Origin of the sequence: Paenibacillus sp. 2TAB19, assembly GCF_052115185.1 — a bacterium.
Lineage (GTDB): Bacteria > Bacillota > Bacilli > Paenibacillales > Paenibacillaceae > Pristimantibacillus.
Map to the genome: position 1 here is coordinate 131,166 of NZ_JBFRGE010000001.1, position 19,223 is coordinate 150,388.

16 protein-coding genes and 1 other annotated feature (1 of these 17 only partly in view) are annotated in these 19,223 nt (G+C 51.5%); of the genes, 8 read left to right on the top strand and 8 right to left on the bottom strand.

What is annotated here, in order from left to right:
- Nucleotides 1-89, bottom strand: a sequence feature (ribosomal protein L20 leader region); it reaches 67 nt to the left of the window's first position.
- Nucleotides 90-158: 69 nt separating this feature from the next.
- Nucleotides 159-1,397, bottom strand: a complete 1,239-nt coding sequence (locus tag AB4Z33_RS00585) for a glycosyltransferase family 2 protein (RefSeq protein WP_442048015.1) — start codon at nucleotides 1,395-1,397, stop codon at nucleotides 159-161.
- A 609-nt stretch (nucleotides 1,398-2,006) separates the two neighbouring features.
- Between AB4Z33_RS00585 and AB4Z33_RS00590 the strand changes: the two genes are divergently transcribed.
- The gene (locus AB4Z33_RS00590; RefSeq protein WP_442048016.1) at nucleotides 2,007-2,579 is read left to right on the top strand and encodes a phosphatase PAP2 family protein; all 573 of its coding nucleotides are present in this window, start codon (nucleotides 2,007-2,009) and stop codon (nucleotides 2,577-2,579) included.
- Between the two features lie 16 nt (nucleotides 2,580-2,595).
- Here AB4Z33_RS00590 and trmB read toward each other — a convergent pair whose 3' ends face one another.
- A complete protein-coding gene (trmB, locus tag AB4Z33_RS00595) occupies nucleotides 2,596-3,372 on the bottom strand; it encodes a tRNA (guanosine(46)-N7)-methyltransferase TrmB (protein ID WP_442048017.1) in 777 nt (258 codons plus the stop codon).
- Nucleotides 3,373-3,568: 196 nt separating this feature from the next.
- Nucleotides 3,569-3,775: a hypothetical protein gene (locus tag AB4Z33_RS00600; protein ID WP_442048018.1), complete on the bottom strand. Its 207-nt coding sequence runs from the start codon at nucleotides 3,773-3,775 to the stop codon at nucleotides 3,569-3,571.
- Nucleotides 3,776-4,055: 280 nt separating this feature from the next.
- On the opposite strand from AB4Z33_RS00600, the gene AB4Z33_RS00605 reads away from it, so the two are divergent.
- Genes AB4Z33_RS00605 through AB4Z33_RS00615 form a run of 3 tightly spaced genes read left to right on the top strand, consistent with a single transcriptional unit; the run spans nucleotide 4,056 to nucleotide 6,644 of the window.
- Entirely contained in the window at nucleotides 4,056-5,018 is a 963-nt protein-coding gene (locus AB4Z33_RS00605; RefSeq protein WP_442048019.1) for a TIGR01212 family radical SAM protein, read from the top strand.
- Between the two features lies 1 nt (nucleotide 5,019).
- Nucleotides 5,020-5,610 carry a class I SAM-dependent methyltransferase gene (locus AB4Z33_RS00610; protein WP_442048020.1) on the top strand — a complete coding sequence of 197 codons (591 nt, stop codon included), beginning with the start codon at nucleotides 5,020-5,022 and terminating at the stop codon, nucleotides 5,608-5,610.
- Nucleotides 5,611-5,663: 53 nt separating this feature from the next.
- Complete coding sequence (locus tag AB4Z33_RS00615) at nucleotides 5,664-6,644, top strand: type I phosphomannose isomerase catalytic subunit (RefSeq protein ID WP_442048021.1); 981 nt, start codon at nucleotides 5,664-5,666, stop codon at nucleotides 6,642-6,644.
- A 260-nt stretch (nucleotides 6,645-6,904) separates the two neighbouring features.
- Here the strand turns inward: AB4Z33_RS00615 and AB4Z33_RS00620 are convergent, their stop codons facing one another.
- Both AB4Z33_RS00620 and AB4Z33_RS00625 read right to left on the bottom strand, forming a co-directional pair.
- A complete protein-coding gene (locus AB4Z33_RS00620; RefSeq protein WP_442048022.1) occupies nucleotides 6,905-8,764 on the bottom strand; it encodes a B12-binding domain-containing radical SAM protein in 1,860 nt (619 codons plus the stop codon).
- A gap of 125 nt (nucleotides 8,765-8,889) precedes the next feature.
- The gene (locus AB4Z33_RS00625; RefSeq protein ID WP_442048023.1) at nucleotides 8,890-10,449 is read right to left on the bottom strand and encodes a stalk domain-containing protein; all 1,560 of its coding nucleotides are present in this window, start codon (nucleotides 10,447-10,449) and stop codon (nucleotides 8,890-8,892) included.
- Between the two features lie 197 nt (nucleotides 10,450-10,646).
- On the opposite strand from AB4Z33_RS00625, the gene AB4Z33_RS00630 reads away from it, so the two are divergent.
- Nucleotides 10,647-11,717 carry an RluA family pseudouridine synthase gene (locus AB4Z33_RS00630; RefSeq protein ID WP_442048024.1) on the top strand — a complete coding sequence of 357 codons (1,071 nt, stop codon included), beginning with the start codon at nucleotides 10,647-10,649 and terminating at the stop codon, nucleotides 11,715-11,717.
- Nucleotides 11,718-11,834: 117 nt separating this feature from the next.
- A complete protein-coding gene (locus AB4Z33_RS00635) occupies nucleotides 11,835-12,164 on the top strand; it encodes a DUF1904 family protein (RefSeq protein WP_442048025.1) in 330 nt (109 codons plus the stop codon).
- On the opposite strand, the gene AB4Z33_RS00640 is transcribed toward AB4Z33_RS00635, so the two are convergent.
- From AB4Z33_RS00640 to AB4Z33_RS00650, 3 genes are all read right to left on the bottom strand, one after another.
- Entirely contained in the window at nucleotides 12,145-13,707 is a 1,563-nt protein-coding gene (locus tag AB4Z33_RS00640) for an ArnT family glycosyltransferase (RefSeq protein WP_442048026.1), read from the bottom strand. The genes AB4Z33_RS00635 and AB4Z33_RS00640 overlap by 20 nt on opposite strands.
- A 20-nt stretch (nucleotides 13,708-13,727) precedes the next feature.
- On the bottom strand, nucleotides 13,728-15,023 hold the full coding sequence (locus AB4Z33_RS00645; RefSeq protein ID WP_442048027.1) for an MFS transporter: 1,296 nt from the start codon (nucleotides 15,021-15,023) through the stop codon (nucleotides 13,728-13,730).
- Between the two features lie 115 nt (nucleotides 15,024-15,138).
- Nucleotides 15,139-15,702, bottom strand: coding sequence for a GNAT family N-acetyltransferase (locus tag AB4Z33_RS00650; protein ID WP_442048028.1), 564 nt, complete (start codon nucleotides 15,700-15,702; stop codon nucleotides 15,139-15,141).
- 95 nt (nucleotides 15,703-15,797) lie between these two features.
- Here AB4Z33_RS00650 and AB4Z33_RS00655 point away from each other — a divergent pair, with 95 nt between their 5' ends.
- Nucleotides 15,798-18,071 carry a UvrD-helicase domain-containing protein gene (locus AB4Z33_RS00655; RefSeq protein ID WP_442048029.1) on the top strand — a complete coding sequence of 758 codons (2,274 nt, stop codon included), beginning with the start codon at nucleotides 15,798-15,800 and terminating at the stop codon, nucleotides 18,069-18,071.
- Nucleotides 18,072-18,147: 76 nt separating this feature from the next.
- Nucleotides 18,148-19,155, top strand: a complete 1,008-nt coding sequence (locus tag AB4Z33_RS00660) for an HD domain-containing phosphohydrolase (protein ID WP_442048030.1) — start codon at nucleotides 18,148-18,150, stop codon at nucleotides 19,153-19,155.
- Nucleotides 19,156-19,223: the final 68 nt, after the last annotated feature.

Genomic DNA, 19,223 nt, shown 5'->3' on the forward strand with positions numbered 1-19,223 from the left:
ATGTACGAGGGTCGACCATTCGATTTCGATTATCGCGAACCAGTTAGCTTGAGCCAAAAGGTGAGAAGCGGGTGCTTCTGCTTGTGCGTCATTAAGTTGTTCATAAATACTACCGTGTTAATATATCATAGTGCGTTAATCGATGTCAACTGTCGTTTCTACAGCTGCTTGCTCTGTACTTCTTCAAGCCGAATTACGCGCGTATGCTCCGTATGACTCCACGTCTTGTTGTTTTGCGTGAAGAAGGCGTGCACGGTAATCGGCCACCATGACAACGTGAAGAGCAGGAACGTCGGAATGCGCAGGTAAAGCTTCCAATCCACCTTCGCCAAATACATCGACAGCGGGATTTGCACGAATACGTAAGCCATATACGGAATGCTCAGCCAAATCGGCAGCATGTTGTACACGGAAGTCACGTTATCTCCGCCGGATAAGAAGATATCGCCCCAGACGATCGCCGCTATGAAGAAGCCGGCCAAATAGTTATAAGCGTTGAAAACATACAGCGCAGCGTCGATCTTCGTCATGCTGCGTTCCTTGATGCCCTGCCATAGAAGCGGCAGCATATATTTGCGTGTCACGTCAAAGTGTCCTTGCATCCAGCGAAGACGCTGACGGGCGGACGCTTGGAACGTAATCGGCTTCTCGTCATATACCTTCGCTTCGAAGTTGAACTTCGGATAAATACCGCGCTGAATGCAGCGCACCGTAAACTCCAAATCCTCCACGAGGCTTGTCGCTCCCCAGCCCATTTCCTTCAGCAGCTTAGCATCGAAGCACATGCCCGTACCGCCGAGAAAATTCGCCAGCTTCAGGTTCGTGCGCGGCAATTGCCACAACCGGTTGYAGAACCAGTAGTTGATCGCATTGGCCGAGCTGATCCAAGAATCGTTCGGGTTTTTTGTATCCAGATAACCTTGGATAACACGCGAACCGTTGCACAAGTCGTTGTTCATATATTGCAGGAAGTCTGTCGCCACCAGATTATCAGCGTCGAAGATCGCAACGCCGTCATAGCTCTTCGGCATCTTCCACAGTTCTTTCAGCATCCATTCCACAGCAAATCCTTTGCCGCGTTGATTCGGATTCGTACGCTCGCAAGCATATACGCCGTCGTAACTCTTAACTACGTTAACCGTGCCGTCTGTACAATTGTCGCAAATAACGAAAATATCGAACAGCTCGCGCGGGTATTTCATTTTCAGCAAGTTCTCGATCAGAGCCCCAACGACTTGCTCCTCATTGTGCGCCGCAACGAGAAGCGCGAAAGACTTCTGCGGCGGATGGGATAAATCCTCTTTCTTGCGGTGCCAGCCAAAAAACGTTAGAAACAGCTGATACAATCCTAGTAAAGCAAAAACAATTTGAACCACAAGCATGATTGTGTTGAACATGCGGTACTGCCCCCTTGAGACCCCATTTTTTCTTGCTTCGACCTTCGCTAACGAAGACGGCAAGTTTTTATCATATATTTTCTCTTTGTGTATGGGCGCTTCTCTGCAAGCGCTCCGCCAACCCTTTTTGATTTTCCACACAATTAACAGCTTTGTCAAAAGTAGAATAGGACGCGATTACGCTTAATCTCGTCAGAAAAACGCTTGCATCCCTACGGAATGTACCCAATCCCCCCTTTTGCGATGGCTACGCCTTATTTTCAACCATTTGCTGACTTTTTAGCACTAACGACCTTACTTACGATAAAAGGTTTGAAAATGTTCCCTATTTCGCGTCCCAGACGTGTGACGAATAGGTGAACGGATGCATGGCTAACGCTTTTCTTTTTGAAGAAATTGTCGAATAATGCGGATAGTCTGTATCAGCATTTCCATACGATTCGAATTGTAAAACGAATTTTGGTACAAAAAAGGATTTTATGAAAAATGAAAATTCATTAATAAAGGATTATTAATTCGTTAACGTTCATCGTACAAAAACGTGGTAAGATCGGAATACGCTTATGAAGGTTATTTGCTGAGGGCAAATACGGCAGGAGGGAACCACTTATGGAGAGAATGCTCGATTGGTTGCGATCGAATGAGCAGAGAATGCTTTTTTGGGCGAACCGGAGGCCTGCTGACGGAAGAGTGCATTCGTGGCTTGGCAGATGGCTGAACACCGTGACGCATATGGGAGGCGCTACGTTCACCCTGGCAACCGCCTTGCTATATGCGCTAATCGCACCGACACCTTGGAGCACGACCGGCTGGCAATGCCTCGCGGCCGTCATCCTTAGCCACTTGCCGGTAGCGATTGTGAAACGTAAATTCAAGCGGTTAAGACCCTATCAAGCGCTGCAAGATGTCAACACTTGCCATAAGCCGCTGCAAGATTCTTCGTTCCCATCCGGCCATACGACAGCCATCTTCGCTTGGCTCGTCCCCATATTACTGACGGCCAGCGTGGGTTTGACCATTATCGTGCCTGCCGCCATTATAATCGGCATTTCCGTTGGATGGTCGAGGATGTACCTAGGGCTGCATTACCCGTCGGACGTTGCAGCTGGAGCACTGATTGGAACGGCTACCGCGTATGCCGTCAATTACTTTTGGATCGCATCCACCGTTCCAAGCGTGTAGCTCTCAATGAATCCGATTACTCGGTTGCCGATTCGTCGTCGCTATCATTATCTGCAGCAGCATCATTCGCTTCAGCAGCTTCCTTTATCGCAGTCGCTTGTTTCGCTTCGCGATGCTTACGGAGCGCTTCGGCACCGATAACCGCTTCGACGCGATATATATTTTGGCCTTTTTCCATAAACTTCATTTCATATTCGGTAAATACGAGGTCCTCTCGCGGACCGTCCTTATGCAAGTGGAGCGAGATATTGCGCATAATAAGCTCCATATCAGCGAAGCTATTCAAGGAGAACTCGAACAACGACAGCGAATCGGTTTTAAAATGAATCTCACCGCGCTCGTTCAACAGCTCGATATATTTCTCGACAAAACGGGAATGTGTCAGCCTGCGGCGGGTGTGTTTGCTTTTTGGCCAAGGATCGCTGAAGTTCAGATGAATTCGCTCAAGCTCGCCTGGCGCGAACATATCCTCAATACCTTCAATATTCGCACGCAGAAGGGCTAGATTCGGCGGGGATTCGACACCTTTCTCTTCCCAAATGACACGCGCCTTCTCGCTGGCACGGCGTATTAGCTCATCGTACATATCGACGCCGATGAAATTAATATGCGGGTAACGAGCGCTCATATTGCTAATGAAACGGCCCTTCCCCATGCCAAGCTCTACATAAATCGGATTGTCGTTGCCGAAAAACTCGCGCCACTTTCCTTTGTGCGGGGCAGCATCCAGTACAACGAGCTCCGGCTGGCTCTCCAAGCTTTCACGAATTCCTTTTCTTCCTCTTAAACGCATCGCATATATGCCTCCAATTGCTTTAAAATCAAAAGTCCATTGTGTAGTACTTTATAATGAAACTAGTCCTTATTGTGCCCAACAATAGCCTCCTTGTAAAGCAATTTCGTTACGGGATCCGCAAATAAAAAAGCCGGCGCTTTGTCGGCGCAACGGCTTTAATCACTTGCTTCGTATGAATAAGGTTGATTCACGATTAGCTCAGCAGCTGATACGGAATCGGTGCGTCTCCGCGCTGTCCGATCTCATAAGTACCTTCCAGCACTTCGTTCAGCTTCTTGCGTGCCGAAATCTCTACGCTGTGATTATCGTGGAAACGAACGCCTGTCAGCGCCATTAACTCTTTCACTGTAAGCTCTACCGTTACTTTGTCATTGCCATGCGGAATTTTTGTTGTACTCATCTCACATCACCTCATCGATTTATTATATAGCGTTACCAGTTAATCGACGTTTCATGAATTCAGGTGCAAATGGGCTATGTTAGGTTTATTTGTTGTTTTGTCGCACTTTTAATATAACACTTCATGTAAGGTATTGCAAGCCCATAATCGCCAATTTCAAAAATAATTTCCAATTAAAGCGGTTTCCGAACATTGTCCGCGGCTAAGTGGATAAGTCGTGGCTTTTCGGTTCGTTTTTCGCTAAAATAGAGGATGTACGTCTTGAAAGAAGGGGAAAAAAATGATTGATCTAAAATCGACGCCGCAGCAGCCAATGCTCTGGGGCGACAAAAGATTTCATACATGGAACTACGAGATGCGCGAGCAGTTCGGCGGCAAGGTATTCAAGGTCATGCTCGACGCAGGCTTCACTTGCCCGAATCGGGACGGCTCGATTGCCAAGGGCGGCTGCACATTCTGCAGCGCGCGCGGATCAGGCGACTTCGCGGGCAGCAGACGCGACGATCTCGTCACCCAATTCAACAATATTCGCGACCGCCAGCATCAGAAGTGGCCGGAGGCGAATTACATCGGCTACTTCCAGGCTTATACGAACACGTATGCACCAGTCGAGGAATTAAGAGAATATTATGAAGTCATTCTCCAGCAGCCCGGCGTCGTCGGCTTGTCGATCGCTACACGGCCGGACTGCTTGCCGGATGATGTCGTCGATTATTTGGCGGAACTGAACGAACGCACCTACCTGTGGGTCGAGATGGGCTTGCAGACGGTGCATGAATCGACATCCGAGCTAATCAATCGCGCGCATGATACCGCCTGCTATCTCGATGCGGTCCGCAGACTCAGAGAGCGAGGCATTCGCGTGTGCGCTCACATTATTTACGGCTTGCCGCAGGAGACTCACGAGATGATGCTCGATACGGGACGTGCGGTTGCCAAAATGGATGTGCAGGGCATTAAGATCCATCTGCTCCACCTCATGCGCAAGACGCCGATGGTCCGCCAATACGAAGCAGGACTGCTGCACTTCCTCGAACAAGACGAATATGTGAAGCTCATTGTCGACAGCTTGGAATTCCTCCCTCCAGAGATGATCGTCCATCGATTGACGGGCGATGCGCCTCGCGACCTGTTGATCGGGCCGATGTGGAGTCTGAAGAAGTGGGAAGTGCTGAATGCCATCGATGCCGAGCTGCGCAACCGCGATACGTGGCAAGGCAAGCTGTGGCAGCCGGAGAGTTAGTATGGGCTTCTTATCCGTGCTGAGCATGGCGCACAGATGGATCGCAGAGCGTGCCTCTGCCGGCGATATTGTCATTGACGCAACCGCAGGGGGCGGTGTCGATACGCTTGCCCTAGCTGAGCTTGTCGGCCGGAGCGGCACCGTATACGCTTTCGACATTCAGCAGGAAGCGCTGGATCGAACTAACGAGCGGCTCTCTCCGCTCGCTGACAATGGAAAGAAGCCCGATGTCAGGCTTCTGCTGGAGAACCATGCGCGCATGGCGGAAGCTGTTGCTCCTGAAGCAATTGGCAAAGTAGCCGCCGTTATGTTCAATCTCGGCTACTTGCCCGGAGGCGGGGATCACGCCGTAATCACGGAGCCTGCTTCGACGCTTGCGGCACTAGATGCCGCCTTGTCGCTGCTCCGGCCAGGCGGCATCGTAACCTGCGTGCTCTATCCCGGTCACCCGGGCGGGGCAGAGGAAGCGACTGCCGTCGAAAGCTGGGCAGCTCAGCTTCCGCAAACTTTGGCGCAGACGGTCATATACCGTCAGTTGCAACGCGGAACTGCGCCATATCTTATTGCTGCGGAGAGGCGCCGCAGCAATTAAATCTCAGTCTTAACGTTTTACATATAAATCACGTACATGGGAGAGATACAACAATGACAGTAAAACCTTATCCATTGCAATTCCAACCGGAGATGAAAGAACGTATTTGGGGCGGACGAGCACTTGAAGGCTTCGGCCTTACGCTGCCTGATGGATCGATCGGCGAAGGCTGGATGATCGGCGACCACCCGAACGGAACGACTAAAATAATGAACGGCGAGCTGACTGGCACTGGCCTCGATGTCATCCGCGAAACTTACGGTCGCGAGTGGTTCGGCTCGCAAGGCTTCTCAGAGAAAAACGGACGTTTCCCGCTCCTGATCAAGCTACTCGATTGCAATGACGACCTGTCCATCCAAGTTCATCCAACCGATGTTTATGAAGGGCTGCCGAAAGGCGAGCTTGGAAAGACGGAGATGTGGTACATTCTCGACGCTAAGCCAGGCGCCAAAATCATATACGGTCTCAAAGACGGCATCGACCGTGCCGCTATGGAATCGGCTATCGCCGAAGGCCGCATTATGGATACGCTTCAGGAGGTTTCCGTGGAGGCGGGCGATGCTTTCTACATCCCTGCAGGCACGGTTCACGCTCTATGCTCCGGTGTCGTTGTTGCTGAAATTCAGCAAAACTCGGACACGACTTACCGCCTGTACGACTATGCCCGCCCAGGCCTCGACGGTCAGCTGCGCGAGCTCCATATCGAAGACTCGCTGAATGTTATCGCATACGAGGGTGCTGGCGCTCAGCGCATGAAGACGGACGGAGCAGCCCCTGGCGAATGGCTGACAATCGCCTCTTCCCCGTATTTCATCGTAGAAAAAGGCATTGTTGCAGCGCCATGGCAGCTTGAAACAACGACGCAAAGCTTCGTCATCCTTGTTATCGCCGAAGGCCAAGGCAGCCTGAAGTGGGCGGACGGCGAACTGTCGGTCAAAGCGGGCGAGTGCTTCCTTCTGCCGGCGACACTCGGCAGCTACGAGCTGTCCGGCAGCATGACGGTATTGCGCAGCGTTGTTCCTGCAAGCAAATAAACGTAAACCATTCATACCTGCCGTATCTTGGCCTTCAAGCCATGGTACGGCTTTTTTCATGCTGTTCCTGTCTTCGTTTATGGTTACTGCTTGCTTACGAATCGTAGAATGTCTATTTAACCTCCAACCCGCCTTTCGTTGCTTCTTACGAACCGTGGAAACGCTAACGCACATCCTTCCTAATAACGTTCCTAAGATTCCTTAGCACGCAACCAATAAAAAAACGGCTTAGCGTCACTATCGGACGCTAAGCCGTCTATTTACTTCGTAACCGCCTCGCTTGCCTTATCCGCTTCCATCGTCAGCATATATGGGCGCGGCGTCGGCTTCGTGCTTCCGGCATCGAGCGCATACAGCATGACGAGAAGCGTATGCCTCGACTTATCGATCTCGCCGCTGGCAAGGAAGGCTGTAAGATCGTACGGCAGCTTCTCGATGACCGCATGCTTGTGCAGCTCCTTCTCGCTTAAGCCGAGCGCGGCGAATTCCGGCGACACGTCGCCAGGATGCTCAACAAGACGTCGCATCCAACCGCTCCACTCCGACTTGTCCATCGTGAATTCCCACCATGTCTTGCGCGGCTTGTAATTATGATTCAAGAAGAAATCGTATTTCATGAGCCCTAGCACGACTTCGGAATCGAGACGGTTGCGAGCGTCTGCGAGCATCGAAGCTTGCAGCTCGGTCGACGCAGAAGCAGAAGCATCCTCCAGCGAGCCAAGAAACGCCCATAGCCGCGAGAACAGATCCTCCAGCTGATGGCCGATCTTCTGCCAGCCCCGACGCTCCCAATAATCGCCGAACAGCTGGAAGAAGTCGAACGGCGAGTCGAATACGCGCTCAACTAGATAAAGCAGAGTATGGTCCATCCGATGCGCGTTCCAATATTTTTCCAGCACATCCTCCACTCGCTTAATGCGAACGATATCTCCGAACGGCATCAGATCGTTGCCGAGCATTTCGTAAGGCGCCCGATCCATATAAATATATCCCCACTTCGCCGCATCAAGCCGCAAGCCTGTACCGCGCAGCATCTTCAGGAATCCGAGCTGCAGCTCTTCCGGACGAAGCTCGAACACATCATTGAACGTCCCGCGGAACGTATCATAATTCTCAAGCGGCAATCCGGCGATCAAGTCCAGATGCTGATCAATCTTCTGCGAATCCTTCACCTTGGTGACGGTGCGCACGAGCTTCGACCAGTTCTGTCTCCGCTGTACCGCTTCATTGGTCGGATCATTCGTCGATTGAACGCCGATCTCGAAGCGGAATACGCCAGGCGGCGCATGCTCGGCCAAATAATCGAGCACCTCCGGCCGCATAATATCGGCGGTAATCTCGAATTGGAAGACGCAGCCCTGATGGTTCTCGATCAGGAATTGGAACATCTCCAGCGCATAGTCACGCTTAATATTGAACGTTCGGTCTACGAACTTAATGAGCTTCGCGCCGGAATCGATCAAATATAAAATATCGGACTTCGTCCGTTCGATATCGAAGTAACGCACGCCAACCTCGATGCTGGATAGGCAGAACTGACAGCTGAACGGACAGCCGCGGCTTGTCTCGAAATAAACGACTCGGCTGCCGAGGTTCGGAATATCTTCCTTGAACCGGTGGGGCGAAGGCAGCTCCGCTAGATTCAGCTTCGGACGCGGCGGCATAATGACCACCTCGGATTCCTCCCCGCGCTGCTTGCGGTAAGCAATGCCGAATACCATATGGTATTTGCCGTCCCCTTGAATCTCGGTCAATAACTGGTCGAACGTCTCTTCCCCTTCGCCGATGACGATGAAATCAACCTCGGACACGCGGTCCATCCAGTAATTCATATCGTAGCTGACCTCTGGTCCGCCTAAAATGATTTTGACCTCGGGCATGATTTTGCGCAGCATGTTGATGACGGTGATCGTCTCTTCAATATTCCAAATGTAGCAGGAAAAACCTACCACATCCGGTTTGCGCGAGAAAATATCCGATACGATATTCATCGCAGGATCCTTAATCGTATACTCTGCTATATCCATATCGAATCGCTCGCCGCTGTATGCCTTCAAGCATCGCAGCGCAAGCGAGGTGTGAATGAACTTCGCGTTCAACGTCGTTAAGACGACTTTCATAGTAAATACCTCTCTAACTTTAGCGCTTATTATAAGACTGCTTCTTATTGTACAAAAATTCGCATCAAAAAAGAAGAGGCGCCCCTTCCGCATGATGCGGACGAAGCGCCAACGTATGAGTTAGATTATTGCTTAACGTCAATGACAAGCTGGTCCTTCACCTGCATATCGATAACCGGGAAGCGCAAGCGCCATTTGCCCTCGCCTGCCGGCGTAACCTCATTGTCCTCGTAGCCGCGAGGCTCGAACGTAAGAACACGGTCATAGGACACTACAAATTGGATTTTCTCGTCAGGCAGCATTCGATGAAGCTCGTAGCCTAAGTTAGCAGCCCAAATGCGAAGCTCGTCTGCCGATGCCGGACCATAATACATATAGAACATCGGATCGATATCCGCTGTTATCACATACCAGCCTTCCACGTCGCGCTTCACTTCCCAATTCGTGAACGTCGCCGTCGCCGCCTTCAACTGCACGCTTCCGAACTGCTCTTCCATGAGCTTCTTCACATCTGCAAAAGGAGCCCCGACCAGCGTATCCGGCAAGGTAGGAGGAAGGAACTTAGCTTGCTTAATCATCTGCTCCGTTACCACTCCCTCGAGGAGCGACGCATGCATAACCGATACGGCAATATTCAAGTGGGCCGTCGTATTTTCCATGCCGCCCGATGTAATGCCGATCAATTCGCCCGTATCGCTAAAGAGCGCTCCTCCTGAGCTGCCATGGTCGATCGGTGCGCTCGTTTGCAAATAACGAACGCCATCCTCATAGATGATGTTGCTAATGACACCTTCCGACACCGTGTTTTGGAAGCCCAGCGGACTTCCGATCGCCACAACTTTATCGCCCTTCTCCGCGCTCAGGCCATATCCGAGCTCGACTGCAGCAGCCCCGATGGATTCCTCCGTCTTAATGATAGCAAGGTCATCCGTCTTATCATAATGGACGACTCCAACCACGCTCAGAGTTTCTCCATCCACCGTCATTGCAGTTGCCGAGGTCGCATCGACGATCACATGATAATTGGTCAAAATAAGATTGTCTCCGATCACAATTCCGCTGCCTTGGCCAAGATTCGTAGAAATAAGGACGACGCTTTGGTCGTATTTCTCTACAATTTGCTTCGTCGTAAGCTTCGGAATGTTAGCTTGCTGCTCCAACCATTTCTCATAAGCGAGCCGTTCAGCTTCTTCCGTGGATGTAATTCGAATCGTATTAGCCGCACTGTCCCATTTCACTGTCGCTCCAAGCGATTGCGAGGTGAAGCGGACGGGAACGAATGTCACTCCGCCCTTGACGATCGGCGCAGCGTCCAGCTTTACTGACTTGCCGTTAATAAGCGCTGTTTTCTGCCCAACCGTTAATGTAATCGTTATATTGCCTTTGCGGCCGATAATCGTCTTCGTCTTCGGCTCCCACGTTACGGATGCTTGCAAGGCGCTGAAAATATTGCGCATCGGTACGAAGGTGACTCCGTTCTGAGCGAACGCCGATGCCGACAAATTTAATTTCTTGCCGTCCACATATACGAGCGGCGACTTAGCTGCTGCGGCAGCCGGTGCAGGTGCTACTGCTGCTTCGACTGAAGCAGAGCTGCTAAGACCAGGCAGCGGAGCAAGCAGAAGACCTGCTGCAAGCATCGGAGTTACTATCATTGTTGCAAGCTTATTGTTCACTAGTTTCACTTCGTACATTCTCCTAACCTTCACCTTTTATACAACCGACAATCTATAAAATTATGGTAACATCCCTATCCTTGCTTGTCTATGAAAACAGCTTTCATAGAATGGTATACCCAGTCTTCTTCTTTTCAAGTGAATCATTAGAACTGCAACGGCCAATCATGGTATAGTAGGAGCAATGAAGCTAGGAGGTCGTAAGCATGAATAAGGGGAGAAGTCGCCCTGAGCAACAAAAGCAAAAGCAGACGCACGGTCCAATAAAGAAAAAAAATCACGGCAGCGGCGGAAGCAATGGCAATAACGGCAATAGCAATAGATCTGCGGGCCATATTAAACCGCACAATGAGCGGACCCAGTTGAAAGATAACGCCAAGGAAAAGCAGAAGACCTATACCGTGGATGAGGCTATAGAGCTGCTGCCTTTCCTCATTAAGCATATTGCGGGGGCCGGTCGGAATAAAATCAAATCGATGCTGGCGCATGGTCAGATCGCCGTCGACGGCAAACCGAACACCGCCTATAATTTCCCGCTTCGTCCGGGCAGTACGGTAACGCTGAACAAAGGGCGGGCCATTGAGGCGCCACCGCTCGAGGGAATGAAAATTGTGCATGAGGATGATGATGTGATTGTCATTGTTAAACAGGCAGGACTGCTGTCGGTTTCCTCTACAACAGGGGCGGAGAACGAGGTAACGGCCTATCGTCAATTGATGGCCTATGTCCGTGTCTACAATCCCAACAATCGGATCTTCATCGTCCATAGGCTCGACCGGGATACTTCAGGTCTTATGCTGTTCGCAAGGAGCGAAGCCATTCAGCAGCAGCTCCAGAACAATTGGCAGGAAACCGTACAGGAGCGTATGTATGTGGCATTAGTCGAAGGGACGGTTAAGCAGCCGCAGGGCACAATCTCGTCTTGGCTCAAGGAGAGCAAGACGCTTAAGATGTATTCCAGCAGCTATCCGAATGACGGCCAGCATGCCGTCACCCATTATAAAGTGCTTCGCTCGGACAGAAACTTCTCCTTGCTCGAGGTTCACCTGGAGACGGGACGCAAAAATCAAATTCGCGTTCATATGGAGGAAATCGGGCATCCTGTGGTCGGCGACAAAAAGTACGGCGCCCGTACGAAAGCGATTGGCCGACTTGGCCTGCACGCCCGCGTTCTCGCTTTCAACCACCCGGCTACCGGCAAGTTGCTTCGGTTCGAAACGGAAATTCCGAAGCTGTTCTTAAAGCCTTTCCAGACGGAAACTCCAGGAACCAAATAACAATAAAAATAGGACGGATGCGGATGCAGCCGTCCTATTTTTATTGAAGATTGTCGCCCATGTTACAATAGATTAGCTTTATATTTTCGAGCTTTCCATATCTAGGAGGTCATTTATTTGCCACATTTAGTATTCCGCGGCGTAACCGCCGATCAACTGCGCACCGCCAGCGAGCCGCTTGCCGAGACATTAGCCGAGTTATGTCAATGCGGCACGGACAACTTTACGATGTCTTGCTTGAATGCGACGAGCGTATTCGGCGATCCGGCTGACGGATCGCTGTTCGTCTTCGTCGAGGTAGGCTGGTTCGATCGCGGGCAGCAGACAAGGAACGAGTTCGCGTTGGCCGTTACCGAATCGATTCAGAAGCTCGGCGCATCCGAGGTCGAGGTCGTCTTCATCGCTTATCGCGAGGACAGCTATTACGTTAACGGGACGCCATTCTAATCACTTTATAGTGCTTAAACTCTCTCACCTCGTAGCCGCTCAGATCGCTAGGAGGCTGATCTCCTTCGGACAAAATATAGACGGCATTATCGCTCGGCTCGAACGCAGCCGGCAAGCCGAATTGATAACGTCCGAAGGAGCTTACGAATTGGAACGGGGCACCCGGATTGCTGTATACGACCGTGTCAAGAAACAGATGCGGATCGATCCGCTCGTAAAAAAGTACATAAATATACGGCATATTAACGTTATTCGTTACGTAGATCGTTCCATCCGACTGATCGGACGCATATTGCACCGCTTCACCAAACGATTCATAGAACATCGGACCGGCTTTCTTCGGATACTCTACGAAATAATTACCACAGAACAAAACGAAAAACACTGCAAACGCCGCCAGCGCGACCGGAAAAACGTACTTGAGCTGTCCCTTCAGCCATATTAGCCCTGCTAACGTTAGCAGAACCAGCGGGAAGAAAATGATATTAATCCGATTAATATTAATATCCGTAATGAGCGACATCAGCACGGCTGTTATTCCCCAGATGGCGATAATGCCTTGCTCGGTGCGCAAGCCGCTGCCAATCCTCACGCARACAGCGTAAAGTCCAACAAGCATGAGCGGCAGCGCTAAAGGGTACATATACCCGTAAGGAGGAATAGCGTTCCACAACAGGCCGTCTTCCTGACTAAGCAGCACTTGCAGCAGCAGATCGAAATGCTGAACAGCATTTTGCAGCACATCGCCTTGGAAGACGCTCGATACCTGCTCTACCCTCGGAACGGTCAGCTTCGGAATCGAGAACAGCCATGATTCAATTGTCCCCTTGCCAAGCCGGTTGATAACAATAAAGAGCAGGATCGGCAGCCCCAGCACAACCATGATGCCTATATTCCATAGTAACGTACGGAGTTTGATTTTTTTCTGCGCGATGAGCAGGATGAGTACGCCGAGCACGAACACGGGAACGAAGAAATATGCGGTCCCATAAGCATACAACGACAACGTAATCGTAATTGCGAACAGCGTGAACCATTTTGGTTGTTCGAGCGACTTGAACAAGAACCATACCGCCAGCAGTACCAACGTTGGAAAAAGGTTCGACTCCAGCGCCCATCTGGACATCATAATATGCCACGGACAAATCGCGATAAGAAACATGGCCGTACCAGCCGCTGCCTTATGCTTGAACAATTGCTTGGCAATAAAGTAGAAAGCAATGATGCCAACAAGACCAAATACGATATTGACGGCTCGAACCGATAGCTCATTCAAGCCTAGCAACCATATAAAAGGCATCGATAAGTATGCGTATAAGGCGTTCTGACCGCTGCCCCAAGCAATGAGATGAATCGGCAGCTGTATGCCGTTACGGTCGATGCCGTAATGAAGGATAGCATAGGCGTCATAACCGATCGACGCTTCATCCTGGTTAAAGCCTGCCGGTATAGCACTGGCATAGAGCAAGCGCACAAGCGCGCCGATTGCGAACAGAGCTACGATCAACCCATTCTTTTTGACCCATTCTAATGATGGCGACATTCGATCAACAACCACGCTTCCTATACATCCAAAGATGATTTCTGTTCAGTTCCTGTACTGCGGATTGGATACAGATAGAAGAACACAAACGCCAGCAGCAGCGCGCCGAGGGGAATAAAGCTCAGCATCGAGCGGATGCCCCAGACAGCGCTGTCCGTCTGCACCGCATCCTTCACATAACCTGTCGTCTCCAGCACAATGCCAAGCACGACTGCCTGAAGCGATACGCCCCATCTGACGATGAATCCGTTCATGCCGAAGTACATACCCTCTCTGCGCACCTTCGTCCGCCTCTCGTCCTCGTCGATAACCTCCGACAACAGCATATCCAGCAGCACGAGCAGTCCGGCTAGTCCTATTCCAATTGCGGCAGCAGCTATCGCGGCAGCGAGCACGCTGGAAACGAAGGCAAAGGGCAGCATGGAGGCCGAATAACAGGCGACGGCGACCAGCGACGTCTTGCGCAGTCCCCAGCGGGTGACGAGCTTGCTCCAAAGGAATACGCAAGGAATAGCCGCTACGAATATCGCGCCGAGCAATATCGTATTGCTGTCGTCGGACGCGCGGAGCACATATTTCGTGAAAAACGGAATAATTGCCGGAATCATCGCGAATGTGAACTGCACGAAGAAACTTCCGATAACGAACATAACGAACGCTTTGTTGGTGAACGTATATTTCAGCGATTGCTTCAGGCCAAGCTTCTCCCGCTCCACGGTCGTTTTCTCTTTGCTTGACGTCACCATAATAAGAAGGAACAAGAGCGCAACGCCGGCGAAGATTACGCCCATCGGGCCCCAGCCCATTCCGCTGTACAGCAGTGGTGGCAGCGCAACGCCGATAATCATGCCTACGATGCCGAGCATTTGGCGTGAAGCGGACACACTCGCGCGCTCCTTCATCGTTGTGAACATTTCCGGGAACAGCGCCGAGTAGTTGAGTACAACCATAACGAACAATATATCGTACACGAGTACAATAAATACGAAGTACCAGAATAACGTCATTCCTTCACCTATAGGAAACCAGATTGCGGTGAAGGCAGCGGCCAAAGGCACCATGCCGAACAGCATATACGGGATGCGTCTCCCCCAGCGCGAGGTCGTTCGATCGGACAGATGACCGAACAAGGGGTTCAGAACAGCGTTTACAATGCCGTGCACAACCATGGCCGCGCTTATGAGTCCAGGCTTCACGCCCAGCACGTCCACATAATAAAAAACGATGTAGGTCGCGAAAGCCTGCGCAATCAAATTTACCGACAAATTACCCGAACTGTAAGCTAGCTTCGTGCTTCTTAACCGACCACCCAACATGAACAACACGCTCCCGGATACGATTGAAAAATGACTGGAAATGACTTTATCTGTCACTTTTATATTAACGTACCGATCCTATTTATTCCAAGAAATAGTTTTAGAGCGTAAGCTATTATTCGATATTTTTCACCATTCTTCTGTATTGGCCTCCGCTGACGGTAATTATGCCGTCCTCAACGTAGTTAAGCTTTTTATAAAGCGCATAGGCACCTTCATTATAGGGCTCTACAATAAGCGACATTCTTCTGTAACCGGCATCCTTTCCCTTCTCCTCGAACGCAGCGAACAGCTCCTTAGCAATCCCCTGCCCTTGAAACTCTTCATCGACGGCAATCGAGTCCAAGTAATATTCTCCCTCCTTGGCCTCAACGACGATGGGGTCCGCTCCGGCATCGCCATGGATAAGAGCAATGCGCTCGGCAAAGGGCCGATCAAGCAGCTCCGCTCCATCACCCGGATAGCTGATTGCCATTCCCACAACATGTCCGTCCCTCGTATAGACGAGCACATGCTCATAKCTGATCCGATTGCCCTCTCTTCCGTAAAATTCAGCCAATATGCGCTTTGTCTCCGCATCGTCCTCCGTGCCCGCCAGCGTGTGGGCGATGTTGCCGATTGCCGCCAGCAGCAGCGGCATCACTTCATGCACATCCTCTTGAACAGCTTGTCTAATCATGTCGCGTCAGCTTCCTCTCTCTTTCGTTAGCTAGTCGAAATCTCATGCCATCTGCTATGATGGTCTATATATTTGTTGACGAAGGTGATTGATACATGAGTCTTACCTATTATTCTTACCCTATTGGGATTCAAAATAGTTCCATTCCCGTTGCCGACCGCGCAGAAGCCGATACGAGCGCTCGGCTCGTCGGCAGCAACGATGCGGATGCCGCCTTCTTCCGCGCGCTTGAGCGGCACGGCATCTTGCTCAACCGTCCGCAAATCGCCGCCGTGCGCCATGACACAGGCCCGGCGCTTACGCTCGCAGGCGCCGGCACAGGCAAGACGTCGGTGCTCGTCTGCCGCACCGCCTATCTAGTCGCGGTTCGCCACGTACAGCCCCAGCAGGTGCTGCTCATGACCTTCTCCAAGAAGGCCGCCGACGAAATGAAAGGTCGTATTCGTTCCTTGCCCGCCATTCCAGCGCAGACTGCAGGTGCTATTGAAGCGCGCACCTTCCATTCCTTCTGCCTCCAGCTGCTGCGCGGAAGGGGCTATCGGCAATCGATTCTAAGCGAGACAAGCCAGAAACTTGTCTTCTTCAAGCGGCTAATGCGTGAGCTTGCGCATACGCTCACGCGCGAATACGAGCCGGAGACGCTGCTTGCTCAGTTATCCTCCGTGAAGCTGCAGATGATCGATGTAAGCGAGCTGCCCGAATCAACCTCCGAGGAACGCGAGCTGAAGGTGCTCTTCACGAGATACGAGCTATGGAAGCAGGAAAGTGACCGTTTCGACTTCGACGACCTGCTGCTCGAAGCGTATCGCCTGCTATCAAGAGACAAATCGCTGCTTGCTTCCTTACAGCAGCGCTTCCACTATATCATGATCGACGAATTCCAGGATACGAACGAGGTTCAGTACGCTATTGTGAAGCTTCTTGCCGAAGGCCATCGCAATCTGATGGTCGTCGGCGATGATGATCAGACGATCTACTCGTTCAACGGCGCTCGCAACGACTATATCTTGAACTTCGAGCAGCAGTATCCGGGCGCGGCGACGATCGTGCTTGATATTAACTATCGCTCGACCGCCGCTATCGTCGGTCTTGGCAATGCGATTATTCGCCGCAACAAGCTGCGCAAGCCGAAGACGCTGCATGTCGTGAAGCCAAAGGGAGAGCCGCCCTCTTACGCCCGCGTTAAGACGACTCAGGAAGAAGCGAGTCTCATCGCGGATACCATAGCACAGCAGCAGGAGCAAGGCACTCGTTCCTTCAGCGACTTCGCCGTGCTCTACCGGACTGCCAGCAGCAGCCGGGCGCTCGTCGAGCAGCTTCTGCTTCGGCAACTGCCGTTCGTCGACTTCGGCGACGGCCAGCTATTCTACGACCATTCCGTAGTGAAGCCGCTCCTTGCCCATCTGCGGCTCGTGCTGGACCGCCGCAACTTCGACGCGATCGAGTCGATGCTCCAGACGCTGTATGTGAATCGCGAGCAAGCGATGGCGTTCATCTGGCATCAAGACAAAGAGCGGGCCAAGAAATGGCCGCTTATTCATCTGCTCGACTATCCCGCGTTAAAGGAATTTCAGAAGGAAAAGATCAAGGAACGCATCAAGCTGCTGAAGTCGTTAACCGAGCTGAGGCCGCAAGCCGCTATCGCGTTGCTGCGCCAATCCTTCTACGACCAATACCTCGAGACAGGTAAGCAAAGTGTTCTTACCGAACATAAGGAAGCGATTAAAGAGGTCGTAGACGAGCTCGAATCAGCCGCACAGGCGCATGAAACGATCGAAGCCTTCTTAACTTATATCGATGACATCACGGATAAGCACATCTCCGCTTCTCAACAGAAGAAGCAGCAGCAGCACGCTGCAACCAAAAGAAGCGCGATTTCACTTATGTCCATACATAAGTCGAAGGGGCTGGAGTTTCCAGCCGTCTTCCTCATCGGAGCATCGGAGGGTATCTTGCCTCATACGTCCGCATTAGCCGCCGATAAACGAAGCGATCGAAGCGCAGCGCAGACAGGCGACGATACGCGCGCCGAGGCGCTGGAGGAGGAGCGGCGGCTCGCTTATGTCGCAATCACGAGAGCTCAGGAGCAGCTCTATATCAGCTCTCCGGCCGTATACCACGGCAAGCCTGCCGAGCTGTCCCGATTCGTCTTGTCCGCCTTCCAGCCCTTGACGGAGGACCGAGCAATCAACGACGATCAGGAGCGCGGCGAATTGGCGCTCGCCTGGATGTGTACCAGCGACAGCTGCAAAGTATGGCAGCGAATCATTACGTACGAGGAAGCGCAGCCTGAGCAGCGCGAATGCCCGTTATGCAAGAGCCCGATGCGCAAAGGTCCGAAACGGCTTCCAACCTCCATTAATGTGTAATGATCACTTCATATGATCCGCAACGCAAAGCAATGCTCACAGCCAACTCGACATAAGGAGAATCCAATACAGCGATATGAATCTCATCCATGACAAACTCGCATCTTTCCTGCTGCTCGCCGATGCCGTTATTATCACGGACGGTCAGCACCGAATACTAGCGGTCAATTCCGCCTATGAACGCATTACCGGTTATGCTTCACATGAGATAACAGGCAAGAAAGCGAGCATTCTGCGCACCTCCTATACACCAAAGGAAACACATAACACGATGAAGACCGCCATCCATGCCGGACAACCATGGTCAGGCGTATTCACGAACCGTAAGCGCGATGGCGATCTGTGGCATTCCTCCATTACGATCACACCGATCGTTGTCGAAATGGACGATTATTTCGTTGGCGTCTTCCGGGAGCTTGAGCAATTGGAGAGCGGCCACTACTTGGCCGAGGAACGAATCTCATCTTTGCAAAGCTCTATGCTCAAGGTACTGGCGATCTCCTGTGAAATCCGCGATCCAGGCATTGAGCTACATCTCGTTCGTGTTCGCGAACTAACGGCCTCGCTTGCCGCCCATCACAATGAACGGCTGCAACTGCACTGGAGCAGCGAGATGATCGACCGAATTTCTCATGCCAGCATTTTGCACGACATCGGCAAGTCCGGCATTCCGGAAGGCATTTTATACAAGCCAGGTGCGCTCGCCTATTACGAACGGCAGATTGTGGAGATGCATACGCTGATCGGCCGAGATATCATTGATAAAATATATAACGAATTTCAAGACGAGCTGCTCKCCAATGAACTTGAAACAGGCAAAAACATTATTTTGTACCATCATGAGAAATGGGACGGCAGCGGCTATCCGCATCAACTCTCCGGCGAGGACATACCGATTGAAGCGCGTATCGTTAGCATCGTCGACGTGTTCGATGCCTTGACCAGCACACGGCCATATAAGGAAAAGTGGTCCGTCGAACGCGCCTTGCAGCTCATTCGCGAGGAGCGAGGCCGACACTTCGACCCGTCTCTCGTCGATTCATTCCTCGCGCTAATCGAACAGAAGGAACAACCTTCAACTTAAAGTAAAGGTAAAGGGCTGTTCCGGAAGGTCATTGAAGACCTTCTGGAACAGCCCTTATTGTTGCGCAG